Source organism: Marisediminitalea lipolytica, assembly GCF_001758465.1.
Taxonomy (GTDB): domain Bacteria; phylum Pseudomonadota; class Gammaproteobacteria; order Enterobacterales; family Alteromonadaceae; genus Alteromonas; species Alteromonas lipolytica.
In genome coordinates, this window is record NZ_MJIC01000014.1 from 544745 (window position 1) to 565223 (window position 20479).

Consider the following 20479-nt stretch of genomic DNA (forward strand, 5'->3'; position numbering starts at 1 on the left):
TTTGTATTTAATTATTTAAATGTGGTTTTTAATACCAGGCTTCCGGAATGATTACGATATCACCAGGTAACATATCAACGTTTTTGCTGATGTCACCTTCTTTAATTAAATCATCAATTTGAATGTCAAAAGAGCGCTTTTTACCGTCGATAACGCGAATCAGTTTGGCGTTGTCACCATCTGCAAATTCGGTCAGGCCGCCTACCGAAATCATCAGATCAAGCAGCGTCATATCTTCTATATAGTTGACTGCGCGAGGGCTTGTCGCTTCACCAATGACGCGTACTTGCTCACTAAGTGGCCCCTGGAAGCCGGTAACGCTGACTGTCACGCGAGGAGAGTTGATAAATTTGGAAAGTTCTTCTTCTATTTGACGGGCTAACGCTGTCGGGGTTTTTCCTGATACGTCGATATCTTCTACCAGTGCCGTAGTAACCTTACCGTCTGGTCTCACCAGAAAAGTGCCTGAAATTTCAGGGTTACGCCATACAAATATTGTCAGATTATCACCAGGACCAATAAGATATTGATAGTTATTCACGTCGGAGGTTAATGACGTTCTGGTAGTTGCCTCTGGCAGGGTTTGGTTGGTTTGACATCCTGAAACCAGCATCAATAACAGACCGGCTAGACCAATGGTAGTAATTTTGCTCATTTTTGTATTTCCCTTAACGATTACAAAGCAGGTTACAATATCGTTAGCAGCTAAAACATCATCTTTAACAATGTTTGTTTCGGTTTTATAAATTTATCAAGATAAACTTAATCTAGTCTATCTCATCCATTTAAAATGTCCTATCATAATCACCCATAGCACGGTATTCAGCAAGTAAAACAATATGGCAGTTGCAAAAAACAGACAAAATAAACGCTCAAATGCGTTAGTGATCACGGAAGCGTTGCTGGTCTCATACATCGGTTATATTACAAGCTTTATTCTGGTTCAGTTAGGGCTTATCACTGAGCCAAATGTTGAAAACTTAACCATAAACATCTTCCTTATTACGTTAGCAGTACTTTTGTGCTCTTTGTCAGTAGGGTTATATGAAGCCAAACTGCGGGAGACCTTTCGCGGTATTATCCGGCGGATTTTTGTAAGCCTTGGCCTCAGTTATTTTATCGTAGAGATCCTGACCGGTACGGTATTCTCCAGTCTGGATATGCATTCCTATTTTCTGCCTACCGCAATCAGTCTTAATATCATCGCGCTGGTCTTTTTCCGTTATTTTACTAACCGATTGGGGTTGTTAGGTCTGGGCCGGGTTCGTCTGGTTGTGTTAGGTGCCGGAGAAAGGGCTTCTATTATAGAAAAAAGAATGCGCAGGGATGTGGACCGACTGGGCTTTGAACTATTGGGATTTGTTCCTGTACCCGGCGATAACCGCGAAGACGGCATTAAAAACGAAAAAATTATCCATGTAAAAGTGGACGATAGCCTGCGAAATTTCCTGGTCGAAAATGATATCGAAGAAATTGTTATTGCCTGTGACCAACGCCGAGGTACTCTGCCTATCGAGATTTTGTTTGATTGCCGTTTGCGTGGTATTGAAGTTACTGATTTACTCGATTTTATGGAGCGGGAAACCGGTCAGATTGCGGTAAATCTGATGTATCCAAGCTGGGTTATCTATTCTAACGGTTTTCATTCGCAAAACTATCTGCGTGACGCTCTTGATTACACGGTTAATTCGATCCTGGCGTTATTCGTACTGTTTTTTACCTGGCCATTTATGTTGATCACGGCACTGCTTATCTATCTTGATGATGGTCGCAGAACGAAAACCTCAGTGTTTTATAAGCAGGAACGTGTAGGCCATAACGGTAAGTTATTTAAAATAATAAAATTCAGAAGTATGCGACCCGACGCTGAGAAAGATGGCGCCAAATGGGCGTCGAAAAACGATAGTCGCGTTACCCGAATAGGGAATTTTATAAGAAAGTACCGCATTGATGAATTACCGCAATTGATTAACGTATTCAAAGGCGAAATGTCATTTATAGGCCCGCGTCCGGAGCGGCCCGAGTTCGTGGAGCAACTGGTTAAAGAAGTACCTTATTACAACCAGCGTCATAACGTTAAACCCGGCCTGGCTGGTTGGGCGCAGCTTAATTATCCTTATGGGGCATCGGTAGAAGACTCAATGGAGAAATTGAAGTTTGATCTGTATTACGTTAAGCACCAGAGTCTGCTGCTGGACATTCTGATATTGATTAGAACGGTAGAAGTCGTTCTGTTTGGTAAAGGGCGCTAGCAGATGTCTGGTCAAAGTGACAAGCGTTTAAACGCAATGACAGTAGACGTGGAAGATTACTTTCAGGTTTCCGCGTTTGAATCGACGATAGCTGTAGAGAAGTGGGACGATATACCCTTAAGGGTAGGGGATAACACCCACAGATTGCTGGATTTGTTTGCTGAGAAAAACGTCAAGTCTACCTTTTTTACCTTAGGTTGGGTGGCCAAACGGTGCCCTGATGTTATTAAACGTATTGTGGATGAAGGACATGAGCTTGCCAGCCATGGCCTTTCACATCGCCGGGCAACAACGATGACCCGCGCAGAAGTCACCGAAGATATCCGGATTAGTAAGGATATTCTGGAGCAGACCAGTGGTAAGCCAATATTTGGCTATCGTGCGCCAAGCTTTTCGATTGATGAAACAAACGAGTGGATTTATGAAGTGCTGGTGGAATTGGGATTCACCTTTTCTTCAAGTACGTATCCAATAACCCACGATTTATATGGCGTTCCTGACTGGCCGCGATTTAAATTCCAACGTCCTGAGGGAATTATTGAAATTCCAATCCCGACTATTCAGAAGAATAACCGTAACCTGGGCATTGGCGGCGGTGGGTATTTTCGTTTGCTTCCCTACTGGCTTTCCAGAAAGCGGATTGAAAAGTATATGCAGACGACTGAACAGCCTTACAGTTTTTACTTTCATCCATGGGAAATCGATAGCGAACAGCCAAGAATTAGCGGCGCACCATTGAAGTCAAAAGTCAGACACTATATAAACTTGTCTGTAATGGAGAAAAAACTGATCAAATTACTGGATCAGTATAGTTGGGGGACGATGTCATCAGCCTACAACATTCCTGTTAAAAAAGAATAAGAGTCAGTAATAAGTACATTCGATTAAGCAGTAGGGAAGACACAATGGCGTTAAGTCATGAGAATGCTTTAACAATCACTCAATTACAAAGTGACCAGTGCGAAAATTGGGATACCTATGTCGAAAAGCATGAAGACGGTGCTTTTTTTCATTTAACCGGCTGGAAGACGGTTATTGAGAAAACCTTTGGTCATCCGTGCTTTTACCTGGCTGCGTGGTGTGAGCAACAGCTCGTAGGCGTGTTGCCACTGGTGCAGGTAAAAAGCCTGTTATTTGGTAATTCCCTCGTTTCAACACCCTTTTGTGTATATGGTGGGGCGCTTGCGGATACCGATGCCATTCGACTTCAGCTTGAAAACAAAGCGTTGGATTTAGGTAAAGAGCTAAAGGTCGATTTCGTCGAGCTACGCGATAGAAAACCGCTGGATAATCCTAATTACGAAATCTTCTGCCACCATTCAACTTATGGCTGCGAACTGGCTGACACACCAGATGCAATTCTGGCTGGAGTGAAAAAGAAGCAGCGTGCGGTTATTCGTCATTCTTTAAAAAACGAATTGCAATCGGTGGTTAATAAAGATGTTGGTACCGCATATGACGTGTATGCCGAGAGTGTCAGAAACCTTGGTACGCCGGTTTTTCATAAGCAGTTCTTTCATAATCTGGCCGAGGTTTTTGGCGATAAGTTAGATGTGTTAACGGTGTTAACCAGTGAGGGAACGCCCGTCTCATCAGTACTTAGCTTTTATTACAAAGATGAAGTATTGCCCTACTACGGTGGCGGGTTGCACGATGCAAGAGCACTTAAAAGCAACGATTTTATGTATTATCAGTTGATGTGCCATGCACGTGAACTGGGTTGTACACGTTATGATTTTGGTCGCAGTAAAGACGATTCAGGCGCGGCGAAGTATAAGCTGTCTTACGGCATGCCGGCCGAACCACTGCATTATAAAAGGGCGTTGGTTGAAGCAACCGAGCAGCCAAATCTGAGTCCGAATAACCCTAAATATGCCTTATTTATTAATACCTGGAAGAAACTTCCTCTGTGGCTCAGTCGTTTGGTAGGGCCTTACCTTTCCAAATATCTGGGCTAGATGAATATGAATCAGACAGTAGAAAAGGACACTTCTAACAGCTTTACATCAACCTGGCTACTATTGGCTCTGGTGTCACTAGGGATATGGTTCTGGTCATTCAGTGATGCCATTGTGCATATGGTAAGTGTCTGGTCTGCTTCAGAAGCGTATAAACACTGTTTTTTTGTACCAGCGATATCGATTTACCTGGCTTACGAAAAACGTGAACAGCTGAGTTTTGCCCAAATCAATCCCAACCTGTGGTTGTTTATACCTCTTTTATTGCTGCAGCTGGCTTATTTAGTTGTCGCTGAGCTCGAAATAAACCTGTTCATGCATGCTGCCGCTGTCAGTAGTCTGATTTTATTATTGTGGGCCTTACTGGGTAATTCAGTCAGCCGTATACTGGCCTTTCCCTTGTTTTATTTACTGTTTGCCATTCCATTTGGGGAAGAGTTAGTCCCTTATCTGCAGCAGATTACTGCCGATTTGAGTGTGTTTTTCTTAAACATCGTTGATATTCCTGTCTATCGTGAAGGTCTCTATCTTTATTTACCAAACGGTACGTTCCACGTTGCGGAGGCCTGTGCCGGTGTTCGGTTTTTAATAGGCACCTTTACCATCGGTGTTCTGTTTTCATATTTAAGCTACACACGCTATTGGAAGCGGTTGTTGTTTATTCTTATCTGTGCTGTGTTACCTGTTATCGCTAACGGATTCAGAGCCTTTGGCATCATGGTCATTGGCTATTACTCAGATATGAAGTACGCCACTGGCGCTGACCATTTGGTATACGGCTGGTTTTTCTTTGCATTTATTCTGGTGCTGTTGTTTTACATTGGCTCAATTGGTACCGACAAAGCAGAGACGCCTGAGAGTGCTGCTACAGCGCCTGGCTCTCATCGTGCCGGAAAACTTTACAGTGGCTTTTTTGCCCTTGTTATAACCATGTTGTTGCCAGGCTGGCTGGGTAGTCAGTTGTTAAACTTTAATGAGGATAACCTCTCCAACGAACCGTTTAACAGGTTTATCAGCACAGAGGGAGTGACACCGGTTGATAATGCAACCTGGGCTGCTCCAACCGAAGATCAGACCTGGTTTGGTCAGTGGCATGAGGTTACATTCCGTGTGGTTTATGTTAACGAACAACTGCATAACAAAGAGTTGGTAAGCAGCCGTCATCGCGTATTCGACAACGAGCGGTGGACACAATCGAGCATAACCACAAGAAATCTGGGCGGTCATCAGGTGCAGGTGGCAGAGGTTGTTAATATTGTCGGGAATAAGAAAATTCTTGTTGCCTGGTATCAGGTGGGTCAGTTCCAGAGCACCAGTACGCTAGCTGTTAAATGGCAACAGCTTGTCAATAAATTGAGTGGCCAGAGCAGTGATGGCTATTTTATAGTAGCAGAAGTCCCTGATTTTCAGGTCGCTGAACAGTTTATGACTGTGATTGCCGGTAAGGGATAAGGCGCGTGAAGAAAAAGATAATGCACGTTGTTCACCGGCTCGATATTGGTGGCTTAGAGAAAGTGTTACTCAATTGCATTAATTCTCTGCCTGGTGATGAGTTTGAGCATCGAATTGTTACTCTGACCGGTCATTCTGAAGCTTTTAGCGACTTATTAGAACAACCGGTGAGCGTGATTGATCTGGAAAAACGTCAGGGCAATGACTGGCGTATTTTTAAGCGGTTTTATAATGAAATCAGAGCTTATAAGCCAGATTGTATCCACACTTATAATCTGGCAACTATCGAATTGCAGTTCGTGGCGTGGCTGGCCGGGGTAAAGTTGCGGGTTCATGCTGAACATGGCCGGGATATCTTCGATCCTACAGGTGCCAATAAAAAATACAGATTACTTCGAAAGCTCCTGTCTCGTTTTATAACGGTTATCGTGCCGGTTTCTCAGGACTTATTCAACTGGCTGCTGAATGATGTAAAAATAACGCCGGCTAAGCTTAAACTGGTGGTAAATGGCATTAATACACAGCATTTTTCGCCAACAGAGCAACATCAACCCAACAGAGACCGGTTCGTTTTTGGCCACGTTGGTCGTCTGGCAAAAATTAAAAATCAAACACTGATGATTCGGGCTTTTGGACAAGCCGCCCGGCAATCTGCGGAGTTTGCCTCACACTGCCAGTTAAAGCTGATTGGTGGTGGTGAATGTTTTGATGAATTGAACGAACTGGTTAAGCAGTTAGCGTTGACGTCACAAGTCCACCTTGCCGGACCTAAGCTAGATATGAAAGCAGAGTATGATGACTTTGACGTTTTTGTTATGAGTTCGCTGGCCGAAGGGATCCCGATGACGTTATTAGAGTCCATGGCTTGTGAAATTCCACCGTTGGTTACGCGTGTTGGTGGAATCCCTGAGGTTATTGATGAACACTGTGGCTGGTTGTATGAAAGCGAAGATGAGCAAGCTTTAACAAAGCTGATGCTGGACTGTTTTTCTGACCCCGAAAAAGTCAGACTTATGGGTGAAAACTCGAGACAGAGAATCGTTGCCGAATATAGCGAAGAGGCCATGGTCGAAGCTTACCGACAAATTTATCAGGGGAGAGTCTGATTATGTGTGGGATCAGTGGTCTGTTTTACCCAAATAACACCGTAGCACCCGAACAATCCGTGCTGCGCGAAATAAACCGGGCACAGGCTCACCGTGGTAATGATGACGAAGGCTATTTCTTTAATAATTTTATCGCGCTGGGTCATCGACGTTTATCCATTATCGATTTGGCGGGCGGTCATCAGCCAATCTTTAACGAAGATAATTCCGTGGTGGTGGTATTTAATGGCGAAATCTTTAATTACAAACAAATTGCCGCTGAGTTAACCGCATTAGGCCACCAGTTTAAAACGCAAAGTGACACTGAGACTATCGTTCACGCCTGGGAAGAGTGGGGCGTTGATTGTTTACCGCGTTTTCGTGGGATGTTTGCTTTTATCCTGTGGGACGATAACACCAAACAACTTTTTGTTGCTCGCGATCGCTTAGGAGTTAAGCCGCTTTATTACAGCTTATTTTCTGACGGCTCAGTCGGGTTTGCATCTGAATTAAAAGGGCTCAGAGCACATCCACTGTTTTGTCGTGATTTAAGCAACGAGGCCATCGAAGAGTATTTAGCCTTTGGTTATGTGCCTGATCCCCGTTCCATTTATCAGCAAACCTACAAACTTGAAGCGGGCCATTACTTTTTATTTGATGCTACCCAGCCTGCAGACACCGCAAAACCGGTTTGTTATTGGGATTTACCCTGGGATGCCGACACCGCCAGCGATGACCAGCAAGCGCTTAGCGAAGCTTTGATTAAAGAATTTCAGCAAGCGGTGGAAATTCGCCTGGAAGCTGAAGTGCCCCTTGGCGCCTTTTTATCAGGTGGCGTGGATTCAAGTGCGGTCGTTGCATTTATGGCCAAAGCCATGGCAGATAAGCCGGTGACAACCTGCGCTATAGGCTTTGATGTTAAGAATTTTGATGAAACTGACTTTGCGCAGCTTGTTGCTGACCGTTATAAAACCGATCATTCGGTAGAAATTGTCGATCATAATGACTTATCCCTCATCGACAGCCTGATTGATGTGTTTGATGAACCTTATGCTGATTCGTCGGCATTGCCGACTTATAAAGTATGTCAAATGGCGCGAAAGCATGTCACCGTTGCTCTTTCTGGTGATGGTGGTGATGAGCTGTTTGCTGGCTACCGGCGCTATAAGCTGCATCTGGCAGAAGAGCGCGTGCGCCAGAAAATACCCGCATTTTTACGTAAAGTGGTCTTTAAACCACTGGGTAAGTTATACCCTAAACTCGATTGGGCCCCACAGTTTTTAAGAGCGAAAACAACCTTTCAGTCGCTGTCTATGACTACTGCCGAAGCTTTTATGAATAGTATGAGCAAGCTTCGCATCGATGAGCGAAACGCACTGTATTCTCCTGCCTTTAAGCAAAAGCTGGGACGCTACAATGCGAATGCGGTTTACCAGCGATACCTTTCTGCCAAACAGTTTTCCGATCCTTTAAAACTCATCCAATATCTGGATTATAAAACCTGGTTGGTGGGAGACGCCAATACCAAGGTGGATCGCGCAAGTATGGCTAATGGGCTGGAGGTTCGTTCGCCCTTTATGGATCATAAGTTTGTTGAATGGGCCTTTACCGTACCTTCACAACAAAATATCAAAAATGGCGAAACCAAAGCATTACTCAAAAAAGCCTTAGAGCCCTATGTTAACGAGGAAAACCTTTATCGTCAGAAGATGGGCTTTAGTGTACCTTTAGCAGAATGGTTGAGAGGCCCGCTGAAAGACAAATTAGTCGACGTTATGGGCAGTGATGCGGTAAAAAACAGTGGTATTTTTAACACGTCTGAGCTGAATAAAAAAATACAGCAACATTTATCGGGTAAATATGATCACTCTGCATCATTGTGGACACTGTTTATGCTGGGTTTATTTTTACAAAATGAAAGTAAGGAAGTGCAATAATGGAAACCGTGCTGTTTTTATGCCACCGGATCCCATTTCCTCCTAATAAAGGCGATAAGATCACCACTTATAATCTGGTTAAATATTTAGCCAGTCGTTATCACGTGGTGATTGGTTGTTTTATTGATGATGAGCATGATCGTCAGTACATCAAAGATGTACAGGCCATGAGTGTAGAACTGTTCACCGTCGATATTTGTGGCAGGTCGAGTTTACAATCAGGCGTTACGTCGCTGCTGGCGGGTAAGCCGGTTTCTACCCATCACTATAAAGATCAGAGCATGCAACAGTGGGTAGATGATGTCATTGCCAGACGCAGTATTGATCGTTTGATTGCTTATTCTGGTGGAACTGCTCAGTTTATCGAACACGAAAAATACGCTGGCAAAAAACGTATTCTTGATATGGCTGATGTGGATTCAGATAAATGGCGTCAGTATGCTGAGAACAAGCCTTTTTACTCTGCCTGGATATATGCCCGTGAACAGCGACTCGTAGAAGCCTACGAGCAAAAGATTTTGCAAGAATTTAATGCGGTGACCCTGATAACCGATGAAGAACGGGATCACTTCCGAAAAATCAGTCCGTCTTCACTAAAAGATAAAATAGTCACGCTGGGCAACGGTGTGGATACCGACTATTTTGATCCAAACGCGACCTTCGATTTTACCGATAGCCCGGATAAAGACCATCGGGTGATCTGTTTTACCGGTGCGATGGATTACTGGGCAAATGTGGATGCTGTAGTCTGGTTTGTAGAGCATGTTTGGCCTTTGGTGCGAGCCCAGCACCCAGAGCTGTATTTTTACATCGTTGGCGGAAAACCCAGCGAGAAGGTTAAGGCTTTAGCGTCAACCGCAGGGGTTGTTGTAACTGGCCGGGTAGTTGATGTCAGGCCTTATGTGAGTCAGTCTCAGTTGTGTGTTGCCCCGCTGCGAATAGCGCGCGGAGTGCAAAACAAAGTGCTGGAGGCCATGTCGATGGCCAAACCGGTTGTGATGACCTCAATGGGTCAGGAAGGTATAGCATTGCCTGCTCAGCAAACTCCTTTGGTTGAGGATGATGCCGCGCATCAGGCTAAAATAATTAATGACTTAATAAACGACGCTGCGAAGTTGTCCGGAATTGGTGAAGAAAACCGTGAGTGGATTATACAGCGTTATGGTTGGGACGGCGCACTGGCCTTGCTTGACCAATTATTAGAACAGGACGCTCCTTATGATAGTTAGATCCAAAGCACCATTGCGGATTGGGTTGGCTGGTGGTGGTACAGATGTATCGCCTTACAGCGACAAATACGGTGGCTATATACTTAACGTCACGCTGGATATGTTTGCCTACGCCACTATTCAAACCCGGGATGATGGCAAAGTACACTTTAATGCGCAGGATATCGAACAAACCTTTGAGAGTGATGCGCTGCCCGAGCTAGCGTTGGACGACACGCTGATATTACATAAAGCCATCTATAACCGGGTAGTCAGAGATTATAACCAGGGCGAACCTCTGGCCATTGACGTAATTACGCATTCTGATGCGCCACCGGGAAGCGGTCTGGGCTCATCTTCTACCATGGTGGTTGCTATTCTAGCTGCGTACCGCGAACTGCTTAAATTGCCTTTGGGTGAGTACGATCTGGCTCACCTGGCTTACGAAATAGAGCGCGAAGACTGTAAATTATCCGGCGGTAAACAGGACCAGTATGCTGCTACCTTTGGTGGCTTCAATTTTATGGAATTTCATGAAGATCGCGTGCTGGTTAATCCTTTAAGGATCCGTACTGACATTCAAAATGAGCTGGAAAGTCAGATTGTACTGTACTTTACCGGCGTGTCGCGTGACTCAGGTAAAATCATTGATGACCAAATTAAGGCATCTTCAAGTAGTGAAAGCAAAGATAAATCACTGTATGCGTTACACGCAGTAAAGCAAAGCGCATTTGAAATGAAAGAGTGTTTACTACGCAACGATATTGAAGGGATGTCAAACGTGCTGAAATCAGCCTGGCTGGCCAAAAAATCCACATCTGCTTCGATTAGTAACAGCTATATTGAAGAGGTTGCGCAACTGGCCATTGATCACGGCGCGAAGTCGCTTAAACTCTCTGGTGCCGGGGGCGGCGGCTTTATGATGATGTTTGTTGATCCAATCCACAAACAGCCGTTGATTAAGGCGCTTAAGCAAACCAGTGGTCAGGTCCACTCTTTTCAATTTACTAACTTTGGAGTAACGGCATGGACAGTTTGAAATACATCCGTGAGCACATGCAAAAAACCATAGAAACAAAACAAAAGATGCTTGCTGATGAAGCTTTATTGCAACGATTGGCAGATGCCGCCGCGCTGTGTGTTGAAGCACTTAAAAACGGTAAGAAAGTCATGTTTGCCGGTAACGGCGGCAGCGCCGCGGATTCTCAGCATCTGGCCGCCGAATTCGTAAGCCGCTTTAATTTTGATCGTCCGGGTTTACCTTCTATCGCGTTAACTACAGATACTTCTATGTTAACGGCTATTGGTAATGACTACGGGTTTGATAAGTTATTTTCGCGTCAGGTTCAGGCTAACGGTGTGGCCGGCGACGTATTTGTAGGCATAAGCACGTCGGGTAATTCGGTAAATATAATCAAAGCGGTAGAGCAAGCTCAGTCTATGGGGATCCACACTGTGGCTTTTTGTGGTACCGGCGGTAAGTTACCGAGCATGTGTGATATTACGCTTAACGCGCCCTCTGATTGCACGCCTTATATTCAGGAAACGCATATCTCTTTCGGCCATATTCTGTGTGGCATTGTAGAAGAGCTAATGTTTGCCGAATTTAAACCACAATAAGGAAGGGCAGGGTGGAAGCAATTTTATTAGCAGGTGGCCTCGGAACCCGGTTACATAAAGTGACCGGTGACAAATATCCAAAGTGCCTGGCAACTGTTAACAACAAACCTTTTTTGCACTTCATCATTGAGGATTTGTTGCAGCAGGGCGTGACCCGCTTTATCTTTGCAATATCCCACCATGCACAGATGGTAAAAGAAGAAGTAAACACTCACTTTTCTCACCTTGATTGTGACTTTTCTATTGAAGAAGAGCCATTAGGTACTGGCGGCGCTATTAAGCAGGCGCTGGCTTTGACCAAAAGAGAAAAAGTGTTGGTGTTTAATGCAGATTCTTTTATTGAAGTAAATCTCAAGGCATTCAGCGAGTTTTGTGAAAACCACCAGGCTCAGTTAGGTCTTGTTTGCACTCATGTTGATGATTTAACGCGCTTTGGCGCCGCTGAAATTAGCCACGAAAAACTGGTGGGTTTCCACGAAAAAGGCCGTTCAGGTGCCGGCTTTATCAATGCGGGGGTTTATTACATCAATAAACACTTGCCTTTGCTGGACCAGCAACCCGTTAAGTTTAGTTTTGAGCACAATATTCTCGCTTCATCTGAAATTGACGCCTATGTTTTTGCTGTTAAGGGGCTGTTTTTTGATATTGGTACCCCTGACGACTTGCTTGGCGCTGGTGAGCTGGTGAAGTTGAATGCGGAGATATTTAGTGCAGGCTAATCGCATTCGAATGGTGACTATTTCGTCGCTGTTCCCTAATAAAAATGACCCCAAGCTTGGCATATTTGTTAAAACGCGGTTGCGGCACTTTTTAGCGACTTATCAGAATATTGATTTGGAAGTGATAGCGCCGGTGCCCTGGTTTCCGTTTAAGCATAAGATATTTGGAGAATACGCTAAGTATGCCGGCGTGCCTTACCAGGAAACTATCGATGGCATGACGGTATATCATCCACGTTATCTGGTGCTGCCTAAAATTGGTATGTATCTGACACCTAAGTTCATGGCGAAAGCCATTACCCGTACCTTAACTAAACTCCACCGGGCCCGCCGCGTGGATTTAATTGACGGGCATTACTTCTATCCTGATGGCGTCGCTATTTGTCAGGCCGCAGAGTCGCTGGATATTCCCTTTACTTGCACTGCTCGGGGAACCGACATTAATCTTATCCCGCAATACCCCAAAGCACTGGCCATGTTGAGAACGGTATTTGACAAAGCTGCTCACATGATGACGGTTTGTCAGGCGTTAAAAGACGAAATGGTCAAGCTTGGTGTGCCTGATGAGCGGGTAACGGTATTACGAAATGGCGTTGATCTTAATTTATTTTCTGCCTCGGATAATGCCAAACAAGCGCAATTAAAAGCACAGGGTCAGATTAACGAAAAGTTGGTGCTGTCTGTCGGGTGGTTAATTGAACGAAAAGGTCATCACCTCATTATAGAAGCTCTGCAAAATTTGGATAATGTTCGCTTAGTGATTGCCGGAGACGGACCTGATTTAGTTAAACTCAAGCAATTGGCTGAGCAATGCAAGGTGTCTGAACGCGTTCAGTTTTTAGGCGGAGTGGATCAACCAACACTGAACCAATGGATGATGACCGCCGATGCATTAGTTTTAGCGTCCAGTCGGGAAGGATGGGCCAATGTATTACTTGAGTCGATGGCCTCAGGTACGCCTGTTGTGGCAACCAAAGTATGGGGAACGCCCGAAGTGGTTAAACCTGAGTCGCAAGGAGAATTGGTAGAACGAAATGTTGCCGATATTGCCCGGGGTATTCAACATGTGCTGAGCAAAGATGTCGACCGGGAAGCGGTGAGGCGTTACGCGGAACAATTTAGCTGGAAAGAGACCTGCGAAGGGATGATGGAGATCGTTGACACCATTGTTAAGCAGTCTGCGCGGGGGGCCATATCGTGAAAATTCTCTATCATCACAGAGTGGCTTCCAAAGACGGTCAGTACGTGCATATTGATGCCATTGTTTCTCAGATGAAAGCTAAAGGCCATGAAGTGATAATGGTTGCGCCTCAGGTAGCAGAAGAAGGCGATTTTGGCAGCGATGGTGGCTGGGTGTCGGCTGTCAGGGCAAAAATGCCACGCTTTATTTCGGAACTGCTGGAGTTTGCCTATACGTTTCTGGTTTTTTTTAAACTGGTTAAAGCGATTAGGCAACATCGCCCCGACGTGATTTACGAGCGATATAACTTGTATCTGCCAGCAGGTATTTGGGTCAAAAAGCTGTTTAAACTGCCATTGCAACTAGAGGTGAATTCTCCTCTGTACGATGAGCGAGTCAAATATGGCGGATTAAGTTTCCCCTGGTTAGCCAAATGGTCGGAATATTACGCCTGGCGTAATGCCGACAGAGTGCTTCCGGTTACTCATGTTCTTGCTGGTTATATCGAAAATGCCGGTGTTGCCAAAGATAAAATTTGCGTGATCCCCAATGGCGTGGAAACCGAAGTATTTATGCCCCAGCAACTGCAAAATCGACAGCCCGAATTTAAAGATAAACTGGTTATTGGTTTTGTGGGGTTTTGTCGTGAATGGCATCAGTTGGATCAGGTACTGGCCCGTCTGGCGGCTATGCCCCATGAGAATTTACATTTTCTGGTAGTTGGCGATGGCCCAGTGATTGCTGGTTTAAAAAAGCAGGCTATCGAGCTGAATTTTCAGGATAAATTTACCAGTACCGGACTAGTCAGTCGTGACGAGATGCCATTCTGGCTCGATCAAATTGATATCGCGCTACAGCCAGCGGTTACGCCCTGGGCTTCACCACTCAAGATGCTTGAATATTTGGCTAAAGGATTAGCGATAGTGGCCCCTGACAGTGCCAATATTAAGGAGTTGCTGTCCGATAAGGATAACGCACTATTATTTGCCGAGGATAACAGTGCGGAAATGGTGGATTGTATCGAAACACTGATTCGTCATGACGAATTACGTTCACAGTTAAAAGCGCGTGCGATAGAAACGATTGCAGAGAAAGGGCTTACCTGGTCGAACAATGCTGATACTATCCTGGCGTGGTTTGCTAATCGGAATTCGCGGCACTGATATGCGTATCGCGTTTATTATCAATGACGCCAGTAATATTGGTGGTACTGAGAGAGTGACGACTCATTTTGCCTCCGTTTGTGCTGAGAATGGTCAGCAGGTGACTATTTGTAGTTTGTATCAGAGTAAACCAGAGCTATTTTTCCCTGTGCATGAGTCTGTGCAACTGACCTCTTTGATGCCACATCCGGTTTCTCTGATTAAGCAATTACTGTCGATTTCGAGCCGGTTACGCAATTTAGCCAGGCAATTTGACCTGATTATCCTGTCTGATTCTCAGCTTGGTCTATTGCTTCCTTTTTGTCGCAACGCGGGAAGCGCAAAATGGCTTGTATGGGAACATTTTAATTCAACCATAGAGACGACCTTCGGTTCCCGGTGGTTTGGACGCCGAGCTGCTGCATTGCTGAGTGATGCTATAGTGGTGCTTACTGAACAGGACAAAGAAAGCTGGAAAACTAAGTACTGGTTAAAAGCGCCGGTATTTAATATTGCTAATCCGTGTTCAGTAGATATTACGGAACCAAGGCTGAGTATTAAAAATAAGACGGTTGTTTCGGTAGGGCGCTTTACCGAACAAAAAGGCTTTGATTTACTGGTAGATGCGTGGGCGCTAATTCCCGCGAGGTTAACCAAGGGGTGGACTTTACGGTTGGTTGGCCCCAATGGCAGTGCCAAAGAATACGTTAAACAACGCATTGCTTATCATAAGCTTGGTAATGTAGAACTGCTGGGTGAAACAAAGAACATGACAGACGTGTTTGATGAAGCTGGCGTTTACGTTATGTCCTCACGCTATGAAGGCTTTGGCCTAACCTTAATTGAAGCCATTAGTCGCGGAGTGCCCAGTATCGCTTTTGATTGTCCCATGGGGCCGGGGGAGATACTTGGTCAGGGTAAATATGGCAAGGTTATTGAGGCGCTGAACGTTGAAGCATTAAGTAAAAGCATTGCTGATTTTGTTACTGGCCAGTGTGACTATCAACAATTGAGCGAGGCAGCTATTCAGCGGTCTGCGGCATTTACTGACAGTACGATTTATCAACAGTGGCAGCAAGTCTGGCAAATATTAGATAGAGGTAGTGTGTAGCAATGACAGTTCCGGTTCAAATTTGCGTTGTTGCTCACAACGAGGAAGCGCACATTCTTGGTTGCTTGCAAGGCATACAATCCGCCTTAGATAAGGCGCAGGATGTTGTCTCCGAAGTCCATATTATCAATAACGGAAGTACTGACTCTACGCAGTCTATTGCTGAACAGTATGTAGCGTCAAAGGAAAATTGGTTTGCCCATGAAGTGTTAAAAGGTGATAAAGCTAACGCATGGAACTTGGGCCTTTACGAATATGCTCTGAAAGATGTGTTGACCATTTATATTGATGGCGACTGCAAAGTTACACCGGATACGGTAAATGGGTTTGTGCAGGCGTGTAACGAAAAGCCTGATGCTTATATCTATGCTGGTATACCCAAAACCAAAGGCAGGACTACCGACGATACTATTCGTAAAACGTTAGAGGGCAATGCGTTATCCGGGAATTTGTTTGCGTTGTCGCCACGCTTTGTGCGTAAAGTAAGAGAATTAAACTTTAAGCTGCCTGTTGGCTTAATTGGTGACGACAGCTTATTAGCCTGGGTGTCTACCCATGATTTTAAGTTATCTAACGGTCGCTTAGAGGGGTTATTAGTGGGGGTGGCTAGTGCGGAATTTTTCTATCACCGTCTTTCCCCGACTTCTATCAGTAATATCCGTCTTTATATCAGGCGACTACAAAGGTATAGCTTAAGGCACTTGCAACAGTGTTGTATTCGCCAGTTTTTAGAGAAGTATGATGAGTTTGCTCTGTTACCAAATGAAGCGACTCAGCTATACGACTATTTGTCACCTAAGTTTATACGCAAAGACTCCGTTATCATTCGTTATTTTGATAGCAGGGCTTTCAAAGAAGCTAACTTAAACAAACACCGAGAGTTACCTAATGGCAGATAATTTAATATTTTTAATCGTTGTCATTGGTGTTCCGGCTTTGTGCTGGTTAGCACTGAAACGTGAGAAAAATGAGCAGAACTCATGAGAGATATTGCGTTAATTCTGATTTTTCCAGTTTTAATTTATTACGCTATTAAAAGGCCATACATTGGATTAGCGCTTTGGCTATGGTCTTCATTAGTTCCATTGAATTTATGGGCATATGGGTTTTCGACCTCATTTCGTTGGAATTTGATATTTGCCCTAACAACTATTGTCAGTTATTTTTTTTCGAAAAAAGAATTCAGGTTTAAAAGCGAAGCGTTATTTACGCTTATGCTCGTTTTTACTCTACATGTTAGCCTTTCTTCATTTACTCATATGGGCAGTGAGATTGAGGTTTGGCGGGAGTATGAGTTCTTTATTAAATCGATAATATTCTTTGTGTTTATTTGCTTAATAGTAAATAAACCTTTACATATCGAAGCACTCCTTTGGGCTTGTGTTATGTCTATAGGGGCAAGAGCATGTATCGAGGGAATGAAGTTCGTACACTCTGGCGGTGGTCACGTTGTACGGTCAATTTCAACCATGTTCAGTGATAATAACCTTGGGGCACTAGCCTCATTAATGGTCATTCCGATGATGATTTACTTGTACACCAGGTACCAGCACAAATTAATTAAATTTGGCCTGGGGTCATTTATTTTTCTTAACGTAATGTTCATTATTGGTTCTGATTCCAGAGGTGGCTTTTTAGGATTATTGGTATTGGGTGCCTATTTCTTTTGGAAAAGCCAACGGAAGGGGATTGTACTGGTTCTGCTAATCTTTTTTGGGTTGGTTGTCTTACAAGTAGCAGATCAGAACTGGATGGAACGCATGCAGACAATAGAAAATGCTGGCGAAGATGGTTCCTTTATGAGTCGATTGATCGTCTGGAAATTATCCCTGCTTCTAGCTCTAAAGCATCCTATCCTTGGCGGTGGGTTTAACGCAGTAGCTTATTTTCCTACTTGGGTTGTTTTAGTCGCAGATTTTAACACGCTGAGCTTTATACCTTCGCCTAATCCCAGCACATTGTATGTTGCTCACAGTATTTATTTTCAAGTGTTAGGCGATACTGGTTTTGTTGGATTTACCTGGTATGGGTTAATCCTTCTTTTGACTTTCATAGGTTTGAATAAGGTAAGAAAAAATACTCAGGACGAGTGGGCGAAAACCTTAGTGATTTATTTGCAGCTAAGCTTTGTCGCATTTGCTGTTGCAGGAGCGGCGCTAAGTGCTGCTTATAACAGTATATTTTTATTAATCGTTGGTCTTACAATTGTGCTAAAGCGTCTTTATGTTAATGATAATAATTTCATATCGAATAAGGATCGTAAGAGAGCATCATTAACAAGCACGAGCCGTTAGGATAGCAAGTGATTTTTCTTGGATCGACAATTGAGTTCGCTGTAGGTATGAATGTCAGTAACCAATAAAATATATATAGCCTATTTTTGGAATATGCTTGCTAAGTTCTTCATTAGAGGGATGGGGATATTCAGTACCTTAATTTTAGTCAGGCTATTGTCTCCTGATGACTATGGGCTAGTCGCAATTGCAGGTGTTGTTGCTGGCTTGTTTGAGGTGTTAACCAATTTTGGTGTTTTTCGTTATTTGGTAATTAAAGAGAATATTACTGATGATGACTTACACCGGGCTTGGAGCGTCAACTTTATATTCAAAGGCGGCGCAATGCTTTTAGTTTTTTTAATGTCACCTTACATTGCTGGTTTTTTGAATGAGCCGGAAGCGGTTCAGGCAATACGTCTAACTGCAGTGGTTTATTCTGTAGGTCTTTTTTATAGTATAAGAACCGTAGCGTTTCACAAGGCTTTAGATTTTAAAAAATTAAATGCGATTAAAATTTTTGCAAAAATAACATCAACAGTAGCCACTATTATCTGTGCGTTTATTTTTAAAAATTATTACGCATTAATTATTGGTCTCTTTATACATGCGTTGGCCGATGTAGTTATTAGTCACATCGTTGCGCCATATTTGCCAAAATTTATGCTTAAAGGTAGCCATGAAATGTTTAGTTTTTCTAAATTTATTATGGTTAGAAATATCTTAGGATACTCGCGATCACAAGCTGACATTTTGTTGGTTGGCCGGTTTTTTGGTACCGATGCATTGGGTAATTATAAGGTTGCACAACAATTTGCAATTATGCCGCAAACTGAAATTTTATCGCCTGTTATGGGACCTCTGATTGCCGGGCTAGCTCAGGTGAAATCACAAATGAGACTTGTTTATACAAAGTTTTACCAATTGATTTTTTTCTTTTGGTCATTCGTATTAGCAAGCGCTATTGGATTGTACTTTATTGCCGATGATTTTGCTGCTGTTGTGCTTGGTTCTAAGTGGCTTACGGCTGCGCCTTTATTAGCTAACTTAGGTTTTTTGATGCTCCCGTTTATTACTCAGCCTTTGTTATATAATCTCTATGACCTTGAAAATAAGACCAAGCTCTCTGTTTTCAATGACTTAGTTGCCTTAACTTTGTTGCTTACCTGTTTCTATTATTTTCAACCAGTCAATGAAATAGAGTTCTCTCATCTTAGAATTGAGATAGGTTTTATTGTGTTAGCGTCCATAATCGCTATCGCTCGGATAAATCTAAATATATCCTGCCGAATTATTTTGTTAATTACGTTATGGATTTTTCCTCCCATATTAGCGTTACTAACTACTTTAATATTTGTGGGGCCTTTATTTGAGGTTTTATCGCCCATCGCTCGAATGGTTGGGATGATTATTTCCGGTGGGGGCGCATATTTGGTGATAGCGGCTCTGCAATTTATACTTATCGATAAACTCGCAAAACATTCTTTTATTTATAACCTTTACCCAGATTTTATTGTAAAAAAATGGGAGAAGTTTTGTTAAAGTAGTTCAGAAATAAGCTTTTCAAGGCGCTCTTCAAATAATTTTTTGTTTGAGATGTAGTGCTGTCTATACACATCACTGTGTATTAACGAGGCAGGATCGAAAGACGTTAAAATATCTGTAATCGTATCTGTGACATTCTCTGGTGATACTTTAAACAAATCACTTAGATATCGCTTTCCGAATTTTGTGCAAGCGAATGAATAGGGCTGCCCTTTGACGATAAACTCATTCATAGGCGGGGCGTTAGTTGTTACTACCATTGCATTTGTAGAGTAACCTTCCCAAATGGTATGGCCAAACCCTTCTGATTCTGAAGGGCACAGGTGCACAGGGTGTTTGTTTATTTGCTCTAAAAGTTCTTTATCACTAATGAATTTAGAAATAATGTTTATATTAGGGCCGCCAAAATTTAGATGTTCTTTTCGTCTGGATACAACCGTTAACAAAGGCCATTCCGGATGTGTCAACCAGGCTTCCAGTAGGTTATTTGTCCCTTTCTGTTCACTTTTCCCCGCAATATGAAGAAAAGATAAAGGTTCTTTAGGGATTTGTGGCTCAAATTTATCTATCGAACTAAAACCTGTGAATCTCACATGCGGTACCAGCCGTTTGAATTGTTCCTCTGCATAGCGGGTTTTACAGCAAACAATTATCTTAGCTATATGTTGCTGTAACGCTTTGGCGGTATCACTTCGAAACCATTCCTGATTTGGGAAAAATAAATGGGTTTTGGAGAATGGTATAAATCCAGACTGTAATTCTTCAAGATGTATAACAATTAGTCTTCGGGCTGGTATTGCTGATTTAATTAAAATTGACGAAAGGTCATAGGCATTCTTAAACAATGAATTAAATTTGGATAACCGTACTACGCAATTAATATCATTTGATTGGTTTAATGCTTGTTCCAGAATATTGGCGTCATTTAATAGTCCTTGAGAGTTCCCATGAATGATAAGGACATTGATTAATTTTTTCATGTATTGTTATCTTTAAT

18 protein-coding genes are annotated in these 20479 nt (G+C 43.3%); 16 read left to right on the forward strand and 2 right to left on the reverse strand.

The genetic code is table 11. The features are described from left to right. Nucleotides 1–28: 28 nt before the first annotated feature. Complete coding sequence (locus tag BFC17_RS13410; protein ID WP_070176975.1) at nt 29–655, reverse strand: XrtA/PEP-CTERM system exopolysaccharide export protein; 627 nt, start codon at nt 653–655, stop codon at nt 29–31. Nucleotides 656–839: 184 nt separating this feature from the next. Here BFC17_RS13410 and BFC17_RS13415 point away from each other — a divergent pair, with 184 nt between their 5' ends. The 16 genes from BFC17_RS13415 (at nt 840) to BFC17_RS13490 (ending at nt 19479) form a co-directional block, all read left to right on the forward strand. Next, nucleotides 840–2252 (forward strand): TIGR03013 family XrtA/PEP-CTERM system glycosyltransferase, encoded by a 1413-nt coding sequence (locus BFC17_RS13415; RefSeq protein ID WP_070176976.1) that lies wholly within the window; start codon nt 840–842, stop codon nt 2250–2252. Between the two features lie 3 nt (nt 2253–2255). Further along, complete coding sequence (locus BFC17_RS13420; RefSeq protein WP_070176977.1) at nt 2256–3113, forward strand: XrtA system polysaccharide deacetylase; 858 nt, start codon at nt 2256–2258, stop codon at nt 3111–3113. A 44-nt stretch (nt 3114–3157) separates the two neighbouring features. Further along, nucleotides 3158–4210, forward strand: coding sequence for a FemAB family XrtA/PEP-CTERM system-associated protein (locus BFC17_RS13425; protein ID WP_070176978.1), 1053 nt, complete (start codon nt 3158–3160; stop codon nt 4208–4210). Nucleotides 4211–4216: 6 nt separating this feature from the next. Continuing rightward, on the forward strand, nt 4217–5662 hold the full coding sequence (gene xrtA / locus BFC17_RS13430) for an exosortase A (protein ID WP_175439571.1): 1446 nt from the start codon (nt 4217–4219) through the stop codon (nt 5660–5662). 5 nt (nt 5663–5667) lie between these two features. Next, entirely contained in the window at nt 5668–6768 is a 1101-nt protein-coding gene (locus BFC17_RS13435; RefSeq protein WP_139142078.1) for a glycosyltransferase, read from the forward strand. Nucleotides 6769–6770: 2 nt separating this feature from the next. Beyond that, nucleotides 6771–8684, forward strand: a complete 1914-nt coding sequence (locus tag BFC17_RS13440; protein WP_070176981.1) for an XrtA/PEP-CTERM system amidotransferase — start codon at nt 6771–6773, stop codon at nt 8682–8684. Next, nucleotides 8684–9913 carry a TIGR03087 family PEP-CTERM/XrtA system glycosyltransferase gene (locus BFC17_RS13445; protein ID WP_070176982.1) on the forward strand — a complete coding sequence of 410 codons (1230 nt, stop codon included), beginning with the start codon at nt 8684–8686 and terminating at the stop codon, nt 9911–9913. Before BFC17_RS13440 ends, BFC17_RS13445 begins: the two co-directional genes overlap by 1 nt. After that, complete coding sequence (locus BFC17_RS13450) at nt 9903–10931, forward strand: GHMP family kinase ATP-binding protein (RefSeq protein ID WP_070176983.1); 1029 nt, start codon at nt 9903–9905, stop codon at nt 10929–10931. The genes BFC17_RS13445 and BFC17_RS13450 overlap by 11 nt, the downstream gene beginning before the upstream one ends. Then, nucleotides 10919–11512: a D-sedoheptulose-7-phosphate isomerase gene (locus tag BFC17_RS13455; RefSeq protein WP_070176984.1), complete on the forward strand. Its 594-nt coding sequence runs from the start codon at nt 10919–10921 to the stop codon at nt 11510–11512. Before BFC17_RS13450 ends, BFC17_RS13455 begins: the two co-directional genes overlap by 13 nt. An 11-nt stretch (nt 11513–11523) precedes the next feature. Then, nucleotides 11524–12231 carry a sugar phosphate nucleotidyltransferase gene (locus tag BFC17_RS13460; RefSeq protein WP_070176985.1) on the forward strand — a complete coding sequence of 236 codons (708 nt, stop codon included), beginning with the start codon at nt 11524–11526 and terminating at the stop codon, nt 12229–12231. Then, nucleotides 12206–13432: a glycosyltransferase family 4 protein gene (locus BFC17_RS13465; RefSeq protein WP_083271729.1), complete on the forward strand. Its 1227-nt coding sequence runs from the start codon at nt 12206–12208 to the stop codon at nt 13430–13432. Before BFC17_RS13460 ends, BFC17_RS13465 begins: the two co-directional genes overlap by 26 nt. Further along, on the forward strand, nt 13429–14574 hold the full coding sequence (locus tag BFC17_RS13470; protein ID WP_070176986.1) for a glycosyltransferase family 4 protein: 1146 nt from the start codon (nt 13429–13431) through the stop codon (nt 14572–14574). The genes BFC17_RS13465 and BFC17_RS13470 overlap by 4 nt, the downstream gene beginning before the upstream one ends. Further along, complete coding sequence (locus BFC17_RS13475; protein ID WP_083271730.1) at nt 14525–15664, forward strand: glycosyltransferase family 4 protein; 1140 nt, start codon at nt 14525–14527, stop codon at nt 15662–15664. Before BFC17_RS13470 ends, BFC17_RS13475 begins: the two co-directional genes overlap by 50 nt. Nucleotides 15665–15666: 2 nt before the next feature. Continuing rightward, nucleotides 15667–16563, forward strand: a complete 897-nt coding sequence (locus BFC17_RS13480) for a glycosyltransferase family 2 protein (RefSeq protein WP_070176988.1) — start codon at nt 15667–15669, stop codon at nt 16561–16563. Between the two features lie 81 nt (nt 16564–16644). After that, on the forward strand, nt 16645–17958 hold the full coding sequence (locus tag BFC17_RS13485; RefSeq protein WP_070176989.1) for a putative O-glycosylation ligase, exosortase A system-associated: 1314 nt from the start codon (nt 16645–16647) through the stop codon (nt 17956–17958). A gap of 51 nt (nt 17959–18009) precedes the next feature. After that, the gene (locus BFC17_RS13490; RefSeq protein WP_070176990.1) at nt 18010–19479 is read left to right on the forward strand and encodes an oligosaccharide flippase family protein; all 1470 of its coding nucleotides are present in this window, start codon (nt 18010–18012) and stop codon (nt 19477–19479) included. Here the strand turns inward: BFC17_RS13490 and BFC17_RS13495 are convergent. Further along, the gene (locus tag BFC17_RS13495) at nt 19476–20462 is read right to left on the reverse strand and encodes a glycosyltransferase (RefSeq protein WP_070176991.1); all 987 of its coding nucleotides are present in this window, start codon (nt 20460–20462) and stop codon (nt 19476–19478) included. The genes BFC17_RS13490 and BFC17_RS13495 overlap by 4 nt on opposite strands. Nucleotides 20463–20479 lie beyond the last annotated feature (17 nt).

Coding starts and splice junctions, on each gene's coding strand:
- BFC17_RS13415 (WP_070176976.1), top strand. CDS start 840: ATGGCAGTTGCAAAAAACAGACAAAATAAACGCTCAAATGCGTTAGTG.
- BFC17_RS13485 (WP_070176989.1), top strand. CDS start 16,645: ATGAGAGATATTGCGTTAATTCTGATTTTTCCAGTTTTAATTTATTAC.
- BFC17_RS13465 (WP_083271729.1), top strand. CDS start 12,206: ATGCGGAGATATTTAGTGCAGGCTAATCGCATTCGAATGGTGACTATT.
- BFC17_RS13420 (WP_070176977.1), top strand. CDS start 2,256: ATGTCTGGTCAAAGTGACAAGCGTTTAAACGCAATGACAGTAGACGTG.
- BFC17_RS13445 (WP_070176982.1), top strand. CDS start 8,684: ATGGAAACCGTGCTGTTTTTATGCCACCGGATCCCATTTCCTCCTAAT.
- xrtA (WP_175439571.1), top strand. CDS start 4,217: ATGAATCAGACAGTAGAAAAGGACACTTCTAACAGCTTTACATCAACC.
- BFC17_RS13495 (WP_070176991.1), bottom strand. CDS start 20,462: ATGAAAAAATTAATCAATGTCCTTATCATTCATGGGAACTCTCAAGGA.
- BFC17_RS13475 (WP_083271730.1), top strand. CDS start 14,525: ATGCTGATACTATCCTGGCGTGGTTTGCTAATCGGAATTCGCGGCACT.
- BFC17_RS13410 (WP_070176975.1), bottom strand. CDS start 655: ATGAGCAAAATTACTACCATTGGTCTAGCCGGTCTGTTATTGATGCTG.
- BFC17_RS13490 (WP_070176990.1), top strand. CDS start 18,010: ATGTCAGTAACCAATAAAATATATATAGCCTATTTTTGGAATATGCTT.
- BFC17_RS13440 (WP_070176981.1), top strand. CDS start 6,771: ATGTGTGGGATCAGTGGTCTGTTTTACCCAAATAACACCGTAGCACCC.
- BFC17_RS13455 (WP_070176984.1), top strand. CDS start 10,919: ATGGACAGTTTGAAATACATCCGTGAGCACATGCAAAAAACCATAGAA.
- BFC17_RS13480 (WP_070176988.1), top strand. CDS start 15,667: ATGACAGTTCCGGTTCAAATTTGCGTTGTTGCTCACAACGAGGAAGCG.
- BFC17_RS13425 (WP_070176978.1), top strand. CDS start 3,158: ATGGCGTTAAGTCATGAGAATGCTTTAACAATCACTCAATTACAAAGT.
- BFC17_RS13450 (WP_070176983.1), top strand. CDS start 9,903: ATGATAGTTAGATCCAAAGCACCATTGCGGATTGGGTTGGCTGGTGGT.